Raw genomic sequence first — 15,048 nt, forward strand, 5'->3', positions numbered from 1 at the left:
GCGGCGCGACGGCGGCAAGCCGCGCGCCGATCCCGGTTGACGCTCGGGGGGCGCGCCCCTAAGAGCCGGGCGACGAAGCCCAGCGGAACGGACACGTCGTGACGAGCGTCGCCTCACTCGCCTTGCCGTTCTTCGGCCTCATCTTCCTCGGCTTCGGGTGCGGCAAGCTCCTGAAATATCCCGAGGCCGGCCTGCAGTGGATGAACTTCTTCATCGTCTACGTCGCGCTGCCCAGCCTGTTCTTCAAGCTGATCTCCGCCGCTCCCCTCGAGCAGCTCGCCAACTGGCCGTTCGTGATGGGAACGACGGCGGCGACGTTCATCGCCTTCTGCATCGCCTTCGCGGTCGGCATGCTCGCCACCCGCGGCAACATCCAGGAATCCACCGTTCAGGGCGTCGTCGGGGCCTACGCAAACATCGGCTACATGGGTCCTGGCCTGACCATCGCCGCGCTGGGGCAGGGCGCCATCGTGCCGACCGCGCTGATCTTCGTGTTCGACAACATCCTGCTGTTCACGCTGGTCCCCTTCATGATGGCGATGGGGCGGCGCGGCTCCATGAACGTGGCGGCGACCGCCTGGTATGTCGTCAAGCGCGTGGTGACGCACCCGTTCAACGTCGCGACGGCCGTGGCGGTGCTCGCCGCCTATCTGCGCTTCACGCCGCCCGAGGCGCTGGACGCGATGATCTCATTCCTCAAGAACGCCGCCGCGCCCTGCGCCCTGTTCACCATGGGCGTGACGGTGGCGCTACGGCCGCTCAAGCGCGTGCCCTACGAAATGCCGGCGCTGATGCTCATCAAGATCGTGCTGCACCCGCTTCTGGTGTGGCTGATCCTGTCGTGGCTCGGCGATTTCGGGCGGGAGTGGACCTTCACCGCCGTGCTGATGGCGGCGCTGCCGCCGGCCCTCAACGTGTTCGTGATCGCCAACCAGTACCAGGTCTATGTCGAGCGGGCCTCGACGGCGATCCTGCTCGGCACGCTGATCTCGGTCGTCACCGTCACCTCGCTTCTCGTCCTGATGGTCGAGAACAGGATCCCCTACGACCTGTTTCCCTGAGTTCCATTCGGCCGCGGTTTCGCTACGCTGCCCCCATTTGGGGATTGCGCATGGCTCAACCGCTCGAGGGTATCGTCGTTCTCGATTTCAGCACGCTGCTGCCCGGCCCGCTCGCGACATTGCTGCTGGCGGAGGCGGGCGCGAAGGTCATCAAGATCGAGCGGCCGGAAGGCGACGACATGCGCCGCTTCGCGCCGCGCCTCGGGGCCAGCTCCGCGCCCTACATCGTCCTCAACCGCGGCAAGACCGTGTTGCCGATCGACCTCAAGTCCAGGGAGGCGATGGCCACGCTGGAGCCGCTGATCCGTAGCGCCGACGTGCTCGTCGAGCAGTTCCGGCCCGGCGTCATGGACCGTCTCGGGCTCGGCTACGAGGCGCTGCGCGCCATCAACCCGCGCCTCGTCTATTGCTCGATCACCGGCTACGGGCAGGACGGGCCGCGCGCGCACCAGGCCGGGCACGACCTCAACTACCAGGCGGTGACGGGGCTGCTGTCGCTCTCCCCCTCGCTTCCGGCGTCGCTGGTGGCCGATATCGCCGGCGGCGCCATGCCCGCCGTGATGAACATCCTGCTGGCGCTGCGCCAGCGCGACGCGACGGGCGAGGGCCAGCGCCTCGACATCGCCATGGCCGACGCCATGTTCACCTTCGCCTGGTTCGCGCTGGCGGAGGGCCACGCCACCGGCCGCTTCCCGCGCGCCGGAGAGAACATGCTGGCGGGCGGCTCGCCGCGCTACCAGCTCTATCCCACGGCGGACGGCCGCCTGCTGGCGGTCGGCGCGCTGGAGGAGAAATTCTGGAGCCGGTTCTGCGCCGCCATCGACCTGCCGCTGGCCCTGCGCGGCGAAGCCGCCGATCCGGCGGCGACCCGGGCCGCCGTGGCGCGGCTCGTCGCCGCCCGCCCGAGCGCGCATTGGCGCGCGGTGTTCGACACGCTCGACTGCTGCTGCACCGTCGTCGAGCATCTCGACGAGGCTCTCGCCGACCCTCACTTCGAGGCGCGAGGCCTGTTCGGCTGGACGGCGCGCGGCGAGGCGGGCGAGAGCCTGCCCGCGATCGTCACGCCGATCGCGCCGGCCTTCCGCAAGCCTGACGAGCCCTGAGCCTCAGACGGCGATGCCGTGGAGGTCGTAGGCGTCGGCCCGCTCGATCTTCACGGTCACGATGTCGCCGGCGCGCAGCGGGCGGCGGCTCGCGACATAGACGGACCCGTCGATCTCCGGCGCGTCCCACTGCGAGCGGCCCCGGGAGACGGTGGGGCCGGGCTCGTCGACGATCACCTTGAGCCGCTTGCCGACCCTCGACTGCAGGCGGCGCGCGCTGATCGCCTGCTGCGCCTCCATGAAGCGGTTCCAGCGGGTCTGCTTCACCTCTTCGGGGACGGGAGGCAGGCCGAGGTCGTTCGCCGGCGCGCCCTTCACGGCCTCGTACTTGAAGCAGCCGACGCGTTCCAGCCTGGCTTCCTTGAGGAAGTCCAGCATCAGCTCGAAGTCCTCCTCCGTCTCGCCGGGGAAGCCGACGATGAAGGTCGAGCGGATGCCGAGATCGGGGCAGATCTCGCGCCAGCGGCGGATCCGGTCCAGCGTCTTGTCCTGCGCGGCCGGGCGACGCATCGCCTTCAGCACGGTCGGGGAGGCGTGCTGGAAGGGGATGTCGAGATAGGGCAGCACCAGCCCGTCCGCCATGAGGCCGATCACCTCGTCGACGTGGGGGTAGGGGTAGACGTAGTGCAGGCGCACCCACGCGCCGAGCGAGCCCAGTTCGCGCGACAGGTCGAGGAACTTGGCGCGCACCTCGCGGTCCTGCCATTTGCTGGCGGCGTATTTCAGGTCGACCCCATAGGCCGAGGTGTCCTGGGAGATGACGAGCAGTTCCTTGACGCCCGCCTTCACCAGCTTCTCGGCCTCGCGCAGCACCTCCGCGGCCGGGCGCGACACCAGGTCGCCGCGCAGCTTCGGGATGATGCAGAAGGTGCAACGATTGTTGCAACCCTCTGAAATCTTGAGATAGGCGTAGTGGCGCGGCGTCAGCTTCACGCCCTGCGCCGGAACCAGGTCGAGGTAGGGATCGTGCGCCGGCGGCGCCACCGCGTGCACCGCCGAGACCACGCTCTCGTAGGCTTGCGGGCCGGTGATGGCGAGGACGTCGGCGTGGACAGCGCGGATCTGCTCGGGCTCCGCGCCCATGCAGCCGGTGACGATAACCTTGCCGTTCTTGTTCAGGGCCTCGCCGATGGCGGCCAGCGACTCCGCCTTGGCGCTGTCGAGAAAGCCGCAGGTGTTGACGATGACCGCGTCCGCGCCCTCGTGCGTCTTCACCAGCTCGTAGCCTTCGGCCCGAAGCGTCGTGATGATCCGCTCGCTGTCGACGAGCGCCTTGGGGCAGCCGAGCGACACGAAGGAGATTTTCGGCTGATGGGTCATCCGGGCCTCTGATGCACGCAGGCGACCGCCGCGGCGGGGGCCGCGCGGTCGGCTCGACGTTGGCGAAAGTCGCTCTCCCATACAGCGCGCGACGCCTCAGGACAATGTCCGTGTCCGCCCGGAGGCGAGGGAACGGTCGCCGTTCCCGCCACGTTGCCGGTCGTGAACGGAAGGAGACCAGAGTGACGCCGACCACCCGCCGATCCGCCCTTGCGTTCATCGGGGCCGCCGCCGCGGCCGGCCTCGCGCCGCCGGCGCTGGCGCAGACGCAGCCCCGGCCGGCCTTCGGCTACGACGACGTGGTCGCCCGGGCGGCCGAGCGCGCGGCGACGGCCTACCAGCCGCCGTCGACCACGCTTCCGGCGGGGCTCGCCAACCTCACCTATGACGGCTATCGCGACATTCGCTTCCGCAAGAGCGAGGCGCTGCTGGGCGGCCCGTTCACGATGGAGATGTTTCACCCGGGCTTCCTCTACACGCGGCTGGTGCGCCTCAACATCGTGCGCGACGGCGTCGCCGAGCCGGTGCCCTATGAGGCGTCGCTGTTCGACTACGGCCACAACACGTTCAATCCGCCGCTGCCGCGCGATCTCGGCTATGCCGGGTTCCGCCTGCACGCGCCCCTGAACCGACCCGACGTCCAGGACGAGCTGATCGTCTTCCTCGGCGCGAGCTATTTCCGCTTCCTCGGCCGGGGCCAGCGCTACGGATTGTCGGCGCGCGGCATCGCGGTGGGATCGGGCGAGCCGAACGAGGAGTTTCCGGAGTTTCGCGAGTTCTGGGTGCAAGAACCGGCGGCCGGCGACCAGTCGGCGATGATCTGGGCGCTACTGGACGGTCCGTCGCTGGCCGGGGCGTATCAGTTCATCGTGACGCCGGGCGAGTTCACCACGGTGGAGGTGACCGCGACACTCTATGCGCGCCGCGAGGTGCCCAGGCTGGGAATCGCGCCGCTGACGTCGATGTTCTACGTCAGCGAGAACGACCGCCGCTTCAAGGACGACTTCCGGCCCGAGGTGCACGACTCCGACGGCCTGCTCGTCCACACTGGCGGAGGGGAATGGCTCTGGCGGCCGCTGCGCAACCCGGCGACGCCACGCATTTCCAGCTTCGCCGACGTCAATCCGCGCGGTTTCGGCCTGATGCAGCGCGACCGGGCGTTCGAGCATTACGAGGACCTGGAGGCGCGCTACGACCTGCGCCCCAGCTACTTCGTGGAGACGATCGGAGACTGGGGCGAGGGGCGAGTGGAGCTGGTCGAGCTGCCCGCGCCCGACGAGACCTACGACAACATCGGCGCCTTCTGGGTGCGCAACGAGCCCGTGCGGCCGGGCCAGCCGCTGAAGGTCGCCTATCGCATCTCGGCGCGGAACGACGGTTCGGAACTGCACGGCGGCGGACAGGTGTTCCACACCTTCCAGACCGCGCCGCGCGCTCACGGCGTGCGCGACGCGCCAGTGCGGCCCGACGCGCGCCGCTTCATCGTGGACTTCACCGGCGGCGAGCTTCCCTACTACCTGCCGGCCGCCAAGGAGGTGCAACTCGCGCCGAGCGTCACCGGCGGGCGGATCATTGGGACGTTCCTGGTGCCGCACGAGCAGGCCAAGGGGTTCCGCGCCGGAATCGACGTGGCGGTGGAGCCGGGGAAGACGGCCGACATCCGCGCCTTCCTGCGCGCCGGAGACCGCGCGCTGACGGAAACCTGGACGTTCCCCTGGGCGCCTTGACGCTCAGCCCGCCGCGAAAAGGTCGCGCTCCGGCGCGGCCGGCGTCGCCGGGGCGGTGACGCGCCCGTCCTGGGGCGCGGTTTCCCAGCCGAGGTCGGGGAGCGCGGCGATGCGGTTGCCGCGGAAGTCCGTGCGCAGGATCACGAACCCCTTTTCCTCCATGTAGGCCATGATGCGTCGCGCCCGCGCCGGCGAGCGGCTGCCGATGGTGCGCGCCACCTCGGCGTCGCCAGGGCAGGGGGCGTTTTCCAGCGCCGCCCGCGCCACCAGCAGGAAGACGCTCTGGAGATCCTCCGGCAGGCCGGCGGAGAACTCGACCGCGCGCCGCCACTCCTCGCCCTTCTCCGCCTCGAACGAGGCATCGGCCTTGGCGACCGCGAGGCGGCGGCGGAAGGCGGGCAGGTCGGGCGCATCGCCGCCGAGCCGCTGGATGCGGCAGCGGACGAGGAAATCCTGGTAGAGGATCGCGACGGGGTGAAATGCGGCGTCCTCGTCGGCGAGGATGTCGCGCAGGATCGCGGCCATCGCCGCCTCGCGCTCCTCTTTCGGCATCTCCGGCGTCGTCTCGGCCGGCGCTGCGGGCTGCCGGGGCTGGGCGAGCTGCGCCAGGATGTCGGCCGTCGCCGGCGGCCGGGGAGGACGAGGGCGGGGCGCGGGAGGTTCGTCCTGCGGGGCGGGTTGGAAAATCAGGTCCTGGACGTTCTCAAGCGTCTGCGGCGCCATCGGCACGAGCTTCGGCGAGCCGGAGCGCTCGGCGGTCTGCACCGCGCCGATGCGCATCGGCAGCGGCCGTCTCGACAAGGCCGGTCCCAGCGCGACGAAATGGCCGCGCTCCAGGTCGCGGAACATCTCCGACTGGCGCCGGTCCATGCCGAGCAGGTCGGCGGCGCGCGCCATGTCGATGTCGAGGAAGGTCCGGCCCATCAGGAAGTTGGAGGCCTCAGCCGCGACGTTCTTCGCGAGCTTGGCGAGTCGCTGCGTGGCGACGACGCCGGCCAGCCCGCGCTTGCGCCCGCGGCACATCAGGTTGGTCATCGCCCCGAGGGAGAGCTTGCGGGCTTCGTCCGACACGTCGCCGGCGGCGGACGGCGCGAAGACCTGCGCCTCGTCGACGACGACCAGCATCGGGTACCAGTAGTCCCGGTCGGCGTCGAAGAGCCCGCCGAGAAAGGCGGCCGCGCAGCGCATCTGCCCCTCGGCGTCGAGGCCCTCGAGGTTCAGCACGACGGAGACGCGGTGTTGCCGCACGCGCGAGGCGATGCGCTGCAGATCGGCCTCCGACCGCTGGGCGTCGACCACGAGGTGACCGAACCGGTCGGCCAGCGTGACGAAATCCCCCTCGGGATCGACGATGGCCTGCTGCACGTAGGGCGCGCTCTGCTCGAGCATGCGCCGCAGCAGGTGCGACTTGCCGGAACCGGAATTGCCCTGGACGAGCAGGCGGGTGGCCAGCAGCTCCTCGAGGTCCATGAGAGCCGGCGCGCCCCCTGCCGCGAGGCCCATGTCGATCGTGATTTTCATGCGACTCGCATCGAAACGCAGCGGAGGGCTTGGGTAGCACAACCCCTCGGCGATGGCCGCATGCAGCCGCCAGCCTTCCACAGCCAATCGGCGCCGGCGGCATGCCAGCACGGATCTGCTTCGCCGCGTGTCGGTTCGATGACGTACAGTTTCCGCGACGCGGTCGATCAACAAAGAACAATATCGACAGCCTCGAACTGTATATTACCACGGCCAAGCACTGGCTTGTTAGCAAGAGAAATCAGATTCTTGTCGGAACGAGAAAGGTATGTACAACTAGACGATTTGCAAAAGGAACAATATTGCAATAACAGCCACATTGAAATTCACGAATGGAGACGTTTGTTCATGCGATACTTGGCCGTGGCTGTTGCGATGCTGTCCGTGTCGACGCCGTTCGCCGGGTCGTCGCCGGCTCTCGCCGACGGGCCCGGATGCGCGGGACAGGTTTGCTTCCAGCCGCAGGTCAAAGGCGTGTCGTGCCTGAGCGACGAGACCCGCAAGATGGTCGAGGACATCGTGGCGCGCATTGGCGCGATCGAGATCACCTCGACCTGCGGCGGGAGGCACGCGCGCCATTCCGCTCACTATCGCGGCAAGGCCGTCGATTTCCGCCCGAAGGCCACGACGCCCCGCCAGGCGGCGGCGGCGCTGCGTGGCATGTCGCAGGTGCGCGGGGTGGGGGCCTATCGCAATGGCCTGCTGCATGCCGACACCGGGGACCGCGTGTTCGCCTGGGGCGGAGCCGGATCCGGTCGCCGGCGCGTCCGCGTCGCCGGGCAGTGACGGCGGCCGGCGGGGTCAGGCGACTCCGATGCCGGCCATGAGGCCACCGTCGACCAGGAAGTCGGCCCCTGTGCTGAACGCCGCCCTGTCGGACACGAGGAACGCGACCATCTCGGCCACCTCCTCGGGCTCGCCGATCCGGCCCAGGGGATGCGCCGCCCCGAACCGCGCGAAGGCCGCGGAGACATCGGCGTCGGGGCCGTCGAAGGTGCGGGCGGCCAGCGCCAGCATCGGCGTGCGCACGGAGCCCGGCGAGATCGAGTTGACGCGGATGTTGTCGGCGGCGAAGTCGAGGGCCATGGCGCGGGTCAGCGTGTGGATCGCCCCCTTGGACGTCGCGTAGGCGGCGACCCGCTTCTGGCAGGCGTGGCCCTGCACGCTGGCGATGTTGACGATCGCCCCGCCGCCGCGCGCTCGCATATGCGGTACGCCGAAATGCGCGGTGTGATAGATGCCGCCGACATTCACGGCCATGCAGCGGACCCAGGTGTCCGGGTCGGTCTCCACCGCGTCGCCATAGGGATGGATGGCGGCGGCGTTGACGATGATGTCGAGACCGCCGTGACGGCGGACCGCCTCAGCCACCGCCGCTTCAACAGCGGCGGGCTGGCTGACATCCGCCCGCAGCGCGACGACCGCGCAACCCTCCCGCCCGGCCTGCTCGGCGAGGGCGCGGTTGGCGTCGTCGTCGATGCCGAGGGCGACGACCGACGCGCCGGCGCGGGCGAGACGCAGCGCCGCCGCTCGGCCAATCCCCGTCGTGCCCGTGACGAAAGCGCTCTTGCCGGTGAACTCGGTCATCTCTTCCCGACCCTGACTTTCCGCCGCGGCTCTGTCTCGGCCTGCGGCCTCGGCACGTATTTCGGCGTTCCGCGCCATTTGTGCTGGTCCACCAGCGTCTGGATCTCGTCGCGGATGATCTCCATCAACGCCTGAACGGGCCCACGCATGCGCTGCTCGTGATTGTGGGCCATGCACAAGGTCCAGGTCACTTCCGGCGTCAAAGGCTCCGCCGTCATCACGCCCGCCTCGACCTCCATGTAGACGGACCCGTAAGTCAAAACCGTGTAGCCGAGGCCTTCGCGCACCATCGACTTGATCAGCAGCAGCCCGTCGACCTGATGCTTGATGTTCAGCCCGCCGCCCCGCTCCTGCACGCTGCTCTCCAGCACCACACGCGAGTTGTGGACGCGGGACGGCATGATCAGGGGAAGGCCGTCGATGTTGCCGGCCATGGCCTTCGTGACCGGCGGGACGGCGGGGAAGCCGGGCCCCGGCCCGATCAGATACATATGGTCGACCAGCAGTTCCTGGATGTCGAGGTTGCGGTGCGGCGCGGGGTTATGGAGCAGGCACAGGTCGAGTTCCTGGTTCAGGAGCTTCTCGTAGAGATCGCCGCTGAAGGCGGAGACGATGTTGATGCGCAGCCCCGGGTGGAGCTGGAGGCTGCGGCGAACGACGGTGGGGATCAGCACTTCGCCCGCCGAAGGCGGCACGCCGATGGTGATCGATCCCGTGACTTCTCCAGCGTGGGCGCGCACGTCGTCGGCGGCCTGCGTCACCTGCCGCAACAACGCCTGGGCGTGGTCGCGCAGCAGCATGCCGGCGTGCGTGAGGTGAAGCCCGCGCCCGGCGCGGACGAACAGCTCGACCCCCAGCTCCTCCTCGAGCTTGCGCACCTGCCGGCTGAGCGCCGGCTGGGCGATGCGAAGGTGCACCGAGGCTTTCGAGAAACTCTTCAGCTCCGCGACCTGGACGAAATAGCGCAGTTCCCGCAGCTCCAAGCCGGCCTCTCCCATGCCGCGCTGGCATCTCAGCGATGCCGAGCATGTCGCGTCGACATGGTGTCGCGCGTCTGGCGGTTTTGCAAACGAATGTTCGGGGCGGACGCCTTCGGCGGGCCGCGACGCGGCGAGACGCCGCATTCAGCCCGACTCGGGGCTGGGCGGTTGCTCCGCCGACCGACGGCGCGAGCTTGGCCGCTCAAGACCCCGCCCGGGAGCCTGTGGCCTGCTTCGCACGTGCGAAAACTCGCCCCGAACCGTGCTACTTTAGTCCAAAGGCGCGAGGATCCGCCCTAGAAACACGCCGAACCGGCTCAACTCGGCCGTTGCCGTCGTCTTTCGCCTGCCTATGTTGATCACCAAGCGCCGCCCGTCGTGCCGCACTGCGAACGACACGCGCCGGCGCAGGATCGCCACTGGAGGAAACGACATGAGGAAAGACACCCGGAATCCGGCCGTCTCGGCCCGACTGACCGCCTGGCTGGCGCGCACGACCGCCGTCGCCGCGCTCGCCCTGGGCGCCTCGCAGGCGCTGGCCGCGGACGGCGTCAAGATCGGCGTGCTGAACGACCAGTCGGGTGTCTACGCCGACTACGGCGGCAAGTGGTCCGTCGAGGCCGCTCGCATGGCGGTCGAGGACTTCGGGGGCAGCGTGCTCGGCCAGAAGATCGAGATCGTCTCGGCCGACCACCAGAACAAGCCCGATATCGGGTCCAACATCGCGCGGCAGTGGTACGACGTCGACGGCGTCGACATGATCACCGAGCTGACCACCTCGTCGGTGGCGCTGGCGGTCCACGAGCTGTCCAAGGAGAAGAAGAAGATCGACATCGTGGTCGGCGCGGCGACCTCCCGCCTGACCGGCGACGCGTGCCAGCCTTACGGCTTCCACTGGGCGTTCGACACCCGCGCGCTCGCGGTGGGCACCGGCGGCGCGCTGACGAAGGCCGGCGGCAACACTTGGTTCTTCCTCACCGCCGACTACGCCTTCGGCTACCAGCTCGAGGAGGACACCACCAAGCTGGTGAAGGAGGAGGGCGGCAAGGTGCTCGGCTCCGTCCGCCACCCGCTCAACAACAACGACTTTTCATCCTTCCTGCTCCAGGCGCAGGCCTCGCAGGCCAAGGTGGTCGGCCTCGCCAATGCCGGCCTCGACACCACCAACTCCGTCAAGCAGGCCTCCGAGTTCGGCATCACCGCCGGCGGCCAGAAGCTGGCGGGCCTGCTGATGACGCTGGCCGAAGTGCATGGCCTCGGCCTGAAGGCGTCGCAGGGCCTCGTGCTGACCGAAGGCTACTACTGGGACCTCGACGACAAGTCGCGCGAGTTCGGCGAGCGCTTCTTCAAGCGCACGCAGCGTATGCCGAGCATGATCCACGCCGGCACCTATTCGGCCGTTCTCTCCTACCTCAAGGCGGTCAAGGCGGCGGGCAGCAAGGACACCGAGAAGGTCGCCGCCAAGCTGAAGGAGCTGCCGGTCGACGACGTGTTCGGCCGCGGCGGCAAGGTGCTCGCCAACGGCCGCATGGTGCACGACATGTACCTGTTCGAGGTGAAGAAGCCCGAGGACAGCAAGAAGCCCTGGGACTACTACAAGCTCCTGGCCACGATCCCGGGCGACAAGGCCTTCTTCTCGCTCGCCGAGAGCGGCTGCCCGATCAAGTGAGACAAGCGGCGCGGCCCGGGCCTCCCGGGTCGCGCCGGTCCCTCCGGACCCGATCGCAGGCCAGACAGGATCGCATGAATGTCTCCCCCTGACGCCATTCTCGAGGCGCGCGGACTGACGAAGGAGTTTCTCGGCTTCGTCGCCGTGAACAACGTCAATCTGTCGGTGCGACGAGGGTCGATCCATGCGCTGATCGGACCCAACGGGGCGGGCAAGACGACCGTCTTCAACCTTCTCACCAAGTTTCTCACGCCGACGCGCGGCGCCATCGTGTTCGATGGCGTCGACGTGACGGCCGAGCAGCCGGCCGCCGTGGCGCGGCGGGGCCTGGTGCGCTCCTTCCAGATTTCGGCGACATTCCCGCATTTGACGGTGCTCGAGAACGTGCGCGTCGCGCTGCAGCGCAAGGCCGGGCTGGCCACGCAGTTTTGGCGCTCCGACCGCATTCTCGGCCAGCTCGACGACCGCGCCAGGGAGCTGGTCGCCGCGGTCAATCTCGAACCCTATCTCCACGCCCACGCCGTGGACCTCAGCTACGGGCGCAAGCGGGCGCTCGAAATCGCGACCACGCTCGCGCTCGACCCCGTCATGCTGCTGCTCGACGAACCGATGGCCGGCATGGGCCACGAGGAGATCGACCGCGTGGTCGACCTCATCCGCGCCGCCGCCCAGGGCCGGACCGTGCTGATGGTGGAGCATAATCTCTCGGTGGTGTCGCACCTGTGCGACACGATCAGCGTGCTGCAGCGCGGCGAGGTGATCGCCGAGGGCTCCTACGAGCACGTCTCGGCCGACCCGCGCGTGCGCGAGGCCTACATGGGCATGGAGGAAGCCTGATGGCCGCGCGACCCTTGCTGGAGGTCCGGGACCTCGAGGCCTGGTATGGCGAGAGCCACGTGCTGCATGGCGTCACGCTGTCGGTGGGCGAGGGCGAGACGGTGACGCTCATCGGCCGCAACGGCGCGGGAAAGACGACGACGCTGCGCGCCATCGTCGGCATCCTGCGCAAGCGCAAGGGCGTCATTCGGCTCGGGGACCGGGACCTCATGGCGCTGGCTGCCCACAGGGTGGCGCGCGCCGGCCTCGGCTACGTGCCGGAGGAGCGCGGCATCTTCGCCAGCCTCAACGTCGAGGAGAACCTGCTGCTGCCCCCGCATGTCGCCGACGGCGGCATGTCGGTCGAGGACATCTACCGGCTGTTCCCCAACCTGCTGGAGCGCCGCAAGAGCCCGGGCACCAAGCTGTCGGGCGGCGAGCAGCAGATGCTGGCCATCGCGCGCATCCTGCGCACCGGCGCGCGGGTGCTGCTGCTCGACGAGCCCACGGAGGGCCTCGCGCCCGTCATCGTCCAGCGCATCGGCGAGGTCATCCGCACCTTGAAGTCGCTCGGCTACACCATCCTGCTCGTCGAGCAGAACTTCCGTTTCGCGGCGAAGCTCGCCGATCGGTTCTACGTGATGGAGGACGGCAAGGTGATCGACGGCTTCCGCGCCGACGAACTCTCCGCCAAGTCCGAAGTCCTCCACGCCTATCTCGGGGTCTGATCGCATGACCACCATCTTCGGCGTGCCGGCCGCCGCGCTCTACGGGCAGATCCTGATCGGCCTCATCAACGGCTCGTTCTACGCGCTGCTGTCGCTCGGTCTCGCGGTCATCTTCGGCCTCTTGAACGTCATCAACTTCGCCCACGGCGCGCTGTACATGCTGGGCGCGTTCACCGCCTGGCTGGGGCTGCAATATTTCGGCCTGAACTACTGGGCCGCGCTCGTCGTCGTGCCCATCGTCGTCGGGCTGTTCGGCATCGTCATCGAACGGCTGGCGCTGCGGCGCATCTCCGGGCTCGATCCCCTCTACGGCCTGCTGCTCACCTTCGGGCTGACGCTGGTGATCGAGGGCCTGTTCCGCTACTGGTACGGCTCGTCCGGACAGCCCTACGCGCCGCCGCCGCAGCTCACCGGCGGCGTCAATCTGGGCTTCATGTTCCTGCCGATCTATCGCGGCTGGGTGGTGATCGCCTCGGTGATCGTCTGCTTCGCGACGTGGTACGTCATCGAGCGGACGCGGCTCGGCGCCTATCTGCGCGCCGCCACCGAGAATCCCGCGCTGGTGAAGGCGTTCGGCATCAACGTGCCGCTGCTGATCACGCTCACCTATGCCGGCGGCGTGGCGCTGGCGGGCTTCGCCGGCGTGCTGGCCGCGCCAATCTACCAGGTGAGCCCCCTGATGGGCTCCAACCTCATCATCGTGGTGTTCGCCGTGGTGGTGGTCGGCGGCATGGGGTCCATCCTGGGCGCCATCGTCACCGGATACCTCCTCGGCGTGCTCGAGGGGCTGACCAAGGTGTTCTATCCGCCGGCCTCCGCCATCGTGATCTTCGTGGTGATGGCGGTGGTGCTTCTGGTCCGGCCGGCGGGCCTGTTCGGGCGGGGAGACTGAGATGACGACGACCACCTCCGCCCCCGCCGCTCCGGCGAAAATCGCCTCGGGTCGTTCAGGGGAGTTGCTGACCGCGCTTGGCGTGCTGGCGCTGCTGCTGGCCGCGCCGTTCCTGTTCTATCCCGTGTTCGTGATGAAGGTGCTGTGCTTCGCCCTGTTCGCGGCGGCCTTCAACCTGCTCATCGGCTTCGTCGGCTTGCTGTCGTTCGGCCACGCCGCGTTCTTCGGAACCGGTGCCTATATCGCCGCCCATGCGGCCAAGGTCTGGCATCTCGACCCGCTCGTCGCGGTGGTGCTGGGTGGGCTGGGCGGAGGCGTGCTCGGCCTCGCCGTCGGCTTCTTGGCGATCAAGCGCAAGGGCATCTATTTCTCGATGATCACCCTGGCGCTGTCGCAGATGGTGTTCTTCATCGCCGTGCAGGCTCCGTTCACCGGCGGCGAGGACGGCATCCAGGGCATCCCGCGCGGCCACCTGTTCGGGTTCATCGACCTCAACGAGCCGCTGCCGATGTACGGCTTCGTGCTGGCGATTTTCGTGTTCGGCATGTTCGCCCTTTGGCGCATCGTCCACTCGCCGTTCGGGCAGATCCTCAAGGCGATCCGCGACAACGAGGCGCGCGCCATTTCGCTGGGCTACGACGTCGCCCGCTACAAGCTGATCGCCTTCGTCATCTCCGCCGCCGTGGCGGCGGCCGCGGGCGGCGCCAAGTCGCTCGTCTTCCAGCTCGCCTCGCTCACCGACATCACGTGGCAGATGTCGGGCGAGGTGATCCTGATCACGCTGCTCGGCGGCATCGGCACCATTCTCGGCCCGGTGGTTGGCGCTGTGATCGTCATTACCCTGGAGAACTATCTGGCGACGCTGGATGTCCCCGTCACGGTGCTGATCGGCGGGATCTTCGTCGCCTGCGTGCTGCTGTTCCGCCGCGGCATCGTCGGCGAGATCGAGCACTGGCTGGCCCGGCGGTAGGCCGGATGCGGGAGCCGCCTCAGCTCTCCACGAGCTGTCGGGCGCGCCAGTCGGCCACCGTCATGGTCGGCAGGTCGAAGGTGTCGCGCGTCGACACATAGCCGTGCCCGCCCATGCGCCCCAGCGCGTCCAGCTCGCGCGGGTCGACGTGGAGGCGCTCGTTGACGACGTTGGAATGCAGGTGCGCGTAGACGACCTCGCCGAGGATGATCTCGCGCGAATTGCCGATCGACAGCGTGATGTGATGCCGGCACTCGAACGCGGCCGGGGATTCGAGGATGGACGGGCAGGGCACCTTGACGCCCGGCCGCGCGGTGAGCCCCGCCAGCGCCAGCTCGTCGACGCCTTGGTCGAACGGCACCGCGCAGACGTTCATCGCGTCGAGAAGATCGCCCGACACGATGTTGACCGTAAAGGCCTGGGTGTCGCGGATGTTGCGGCCGGTGTCCTTGTTGTCGCCGCTGGGGCGGTATTCCACGCCCAGCGCCAGGATGGCGGGGTCCGCCGAGAGGCAGTTGAAGAAGCTGAAAGGCGCGGCGTTGACGCGCCCCTGCGTGTCGACGGTCGTGACCCACGCGATGGGGCGCGGCACGACCGCGCCGATCAGCAGCTTGTAGCGTTCGCGTCCCGTCAGGGCGGCGAAATCGAACTCCGTGACCTTGGACATGCGGGCC

At 68.7% G+C, this 15,048-nt stretch carries 14 protein-coding genes; 9 read left to right on the top strand and 5 right to left on the bottom strand.

Features of this window, described 5'->3' with window-relative positions; genetic code table 11:
• The first annotated feature begins 98 nt into the window (after window positions 1-98).
• Together NK718_RS19630 and NK718_RS19635 are read left to right on the top strand one after the other, a co-directional pair.
• Window positions 99-1,061, top strand: a complete 963-nt coding sequence (locus tag NK718_RS19630; protein WP_254745851.1) for an AEC family transporter — start codon at window positions 99-101, stop codon at window positions 1,059-1,061.
• Between the two features lie 50 nt (window positions 1,062-1,111).
• On the top strand, window positions 1,112-2,164 hold the full coding sequence (locus NK718_RS19635; RefSeq protein WP_254745853.1) for a CaiB/BaiF CoA transferase family protein: 1,053 nt from the start codon (window positions 1,112-1,114) through the stop codon (window positions 2,162-2,164).
• Between the two features lie 3 nt (window positions 2,165-2,167).
• Here NK718_RS19635 and rimO read toward each other — a convergent pair whose 3' ends face one another.
• Window positions 2,168-3,484 (bottom strand): 30S ribosomal protein S12 methylthiotransferase RimO, encoded by a 1,317-nt coding sequence (gene rimO, locus NK718_RS19640; RefSeq protein WP_254745855.1) that lies wholly within the window; start codon window positions 3,482-3,484, stop codon window positions 2,168-2,170.
• Window positions 3,485-3,666: 182 nt separating this feature from the next.
• Between rimO and NK718_RS19645 the strand changes: the two genes are divergently transcribed.
• Entirely contained in the window at window positions 3,667-5,211 is a 1,545-nt protein-coding gene (locus NK718_RS19645) for an OpgD/OpgG family glucan biosynthesis protein (protein WP_254745857.1), read from the top strand.
• A 3-nt stretch (window positions 5,212-5,214) separates the two neighbouring features.
• Here the strand turns inward: NK718_RS19645 and NK718_RS19650 are convergent, their stop codons facing one another.
• Entirely contained in the window at window positions 5,215-6,732 is a 1,518-nt protein-coding gene (locus tag NK718_RS19650) for a helicase HerA domain-containing protein (protein ID WP_254745859.1), read from the bottom strand.
• Window positions 6,733-7,095: 363 nt separating this feature from the next.
• Here NK718_RS19650 and NK718_RS19655 point away from each other — a divergent pair, with 363 nt between their 5' ends.
• The gene (locus NK718_RS19655; RefSeq protein WP_254745861.1) at window positions 7,096-7,518 is read left to right on the top strand and encodes a hypothetical protein; all 423 of its coding nucleotides are present in this window, start codon (window positions 7,096-7,098) and stop codon (window positions 7,516-7,518) included.
• A gap of 15 nt (window positions 7,519-7,533) precedes the next feature.
• On the opposite strand, the gene NK718_RS19660 is transcribed toward NK718_RS19655, so the two are convergent.
• On the bottom strand, window positions 7,534-8,319 hold the full coding sequence (locus tag NK718_RS19660; RefSeq protein ID WP_254745863.1) for an SDR family NAD(P)-dependent oxidoreductase: 786 nt from the start codon (window positions 8,317-8,319) through the stop codon (window positions 7,534-7,536).
• Window positions 8,316-9,302, bottom strand: a complete 987-nt coding sequence (locus tag NK718_RS19665) for a LysR family transcriptional regulator (RefSeq protein WP_254745865.1) — start codon at window positions 9,300-9,302, stop codon at window positions 8,316-8,318. The genes NK718_RS19660 and NK718_RS19665 overlap by 4 nt, the downstream gene beginning before the upstream one ends.
• Window positions 9,303-9,732: 430 nt before the next feature.
• Between NK718_RS19665 and NK718_RS19670 the strand changes: the two genes are divergently transcribed.
• From NK718_RS19670 to NK718_RS19690, 5 genes are all read left to right on the top strand, one after another.
• Window positions 9,733-10,968 (top strand): ABC transporter substrate-binding protein, encoded by a 1,236-nt coding sequence (locus NK718_RS19670; protein WP_254745867.1) that lies wholly within the window; start codon window positions 9,733-9,735, stop codon window positions 10,966-10,968.
• A 78-nt stretch (window positions 10,969-11,046) separates the two neighbouring features.
• On the top strand, window positions 11,047-11,805 hold the full coding sequence (locus NK718_RS19675) for an ABC transporter ATP-binding protein (RefSeq protein ID WP_254745869.1): 759 nt from the start codon (window positions 11,047-11,049) through the stop codon (window positions 11,803-11,805).
• On the top strand, window positions 11,805-12,512 hold the full coding sequence (locus NK718_RS19680; RefSeq protein WP_254745871.1) for an ABC transporter ATP-binding protein: 708 nt from the start codon (window positions 11,805-11,807) through the stop codon (window positions 12,510-12,512). The genes NK718_RS19675 and NK718_RS19680 overlap by 1 nt, the downstream gene beginning before the upstream one ends.
• Before the next feature lie 4 nt (window positions 12,513-12,516).
• Window positions 12,517-13,404 carry a branched-chain amino acid ABC transporter permease gene (locus tag NK718_RS19685; RefSeq protein WP_254745873.1) on the top strand — a complete coding sequence of 296 codons (888 nt, stop codon included), beginning with the start codon at window positions 12,517-12,519 and terminating at the stop codon, window positions 13,402-13,404.
• A 1-nt stretch (window position 13,405) separates the two neighbouring features.
• The gene (locus tag NK718_RS19690) at window positions 13,406-14,374 is read left to right on the top strand and encodes a branched-chain amino acid ABC transporter permease (RefSeq protein WP_254745875.1); all 969 of its coding nucleotides are present in this window, start codon (window positions 13,406-13,408) and stop codon (window positions 14,372-14,374) included.
• Between the two features lie 19 nt (window positions 14,375-14,393).
• Here the strand turns inward: NK718_RS19690 and NK718_RS19695 are convergent, their stop codons facing one another.
• The gene (locus tag NK718_RS19695) at window positions 14,394-15,041 is read right to left on the bottom strand and encodes a flavin reductase family protein (RefSeq protein ID WP_254745877.1); all 648 of its coding nucleotides are present in this window, start codon (window positions 15,039-15,041) and stop codon (window positions 14,394-14,396) included.
• Window positions 15,042-15,048: the final 7 nt, after the last annotated feature.

It is taken from the genome of Alsobacter ponti (assembly GCF_024294805.1).
GTDB classification, from domain to species: Bacteria; Pseudomonadota; Alphaproteobacteria; order Rhizobiales; family Beijerinckiaceae; genus Alsobacter; species Alsobacter ponti.

What these genes read in the sequence shown, in the direction of transcription:
- NK718_RS19635 (WP_254745853.1), top strand. Translation starts at nt 1,112, where the DNA reads ATGGCTCAACCGCTCGAGGGTATCGTCGTTCTCGATTTCAGCACGCTG.
- rimO (WP_254745855.1), bottom strand. Translation starts at nt 3,484, where the DNA reads ATGACCCATCAGCCGAAAATCTCCTTCGTGTCGCTCGGCTGCCCCAAG.
- NK718_RS19650 (WP_254745859.1), bottom strand. Translation starts at nt 6,732, where the DNA reads ATGAAAATCACGATCGACATGGGCCTCGCGGCAGGGGGCGCGCCGGCT.
- NK718_RS19660 (WP_254745863.1), bottom strand. Translation starts at nt 8,319, where the DNA reads ATGACCGAGTTCACCGGCAAGAGCGCTTTCGTCACGGGCACGACGGGG.
- NK718_RS19670 (WP_254745867.1), top strand. Translation starts at nt 9,733, where the DNA reads ATGAGGAAAGACACCCGGAATCCGGCCGTCTCGGCCCGACTGACCGCC.
- NK718_RS19675 (WP_254745869.1), top strand. Translation starts at nt 11,047, where the DNA reads ATGTCTCCCCCTGACGCCATTCTCGAGGCGCGCGGACTGACGAAGGAG.
- NK718_RS19680 (WP_254745871.1), top strand. Translation starts at nt 11,805, where the DNA reads ATGGCCGCGCGACCCTTGCTGGAGGTCCGGGACCTCGAGGCCTGGTAT.
- NK718_RS19685 (WP_254745873.1), top strand. Translation starts at nt 12,517, where the DNA reads ATGACCACCATCTTCGGCGTGCCGGCCGCCGCGCTCTACGGGCAGATC.
- NK718_RS19690 (WP_254745875.1), top strand. Translation starts at nt 13,406, where the DNA reads ATGACGACGACCACCTCCGCCCCCGCCGCTCCGGCGAAAATCGCCTCG.
- NK718_RS19695 (WP_254745877.1), bottom strand. Translation starts at nt 15,041, where the DNA reads ATGTCCAAGGTCACGGAGTTCGATTTCGCCGCCCTGACGGGACGCGAA.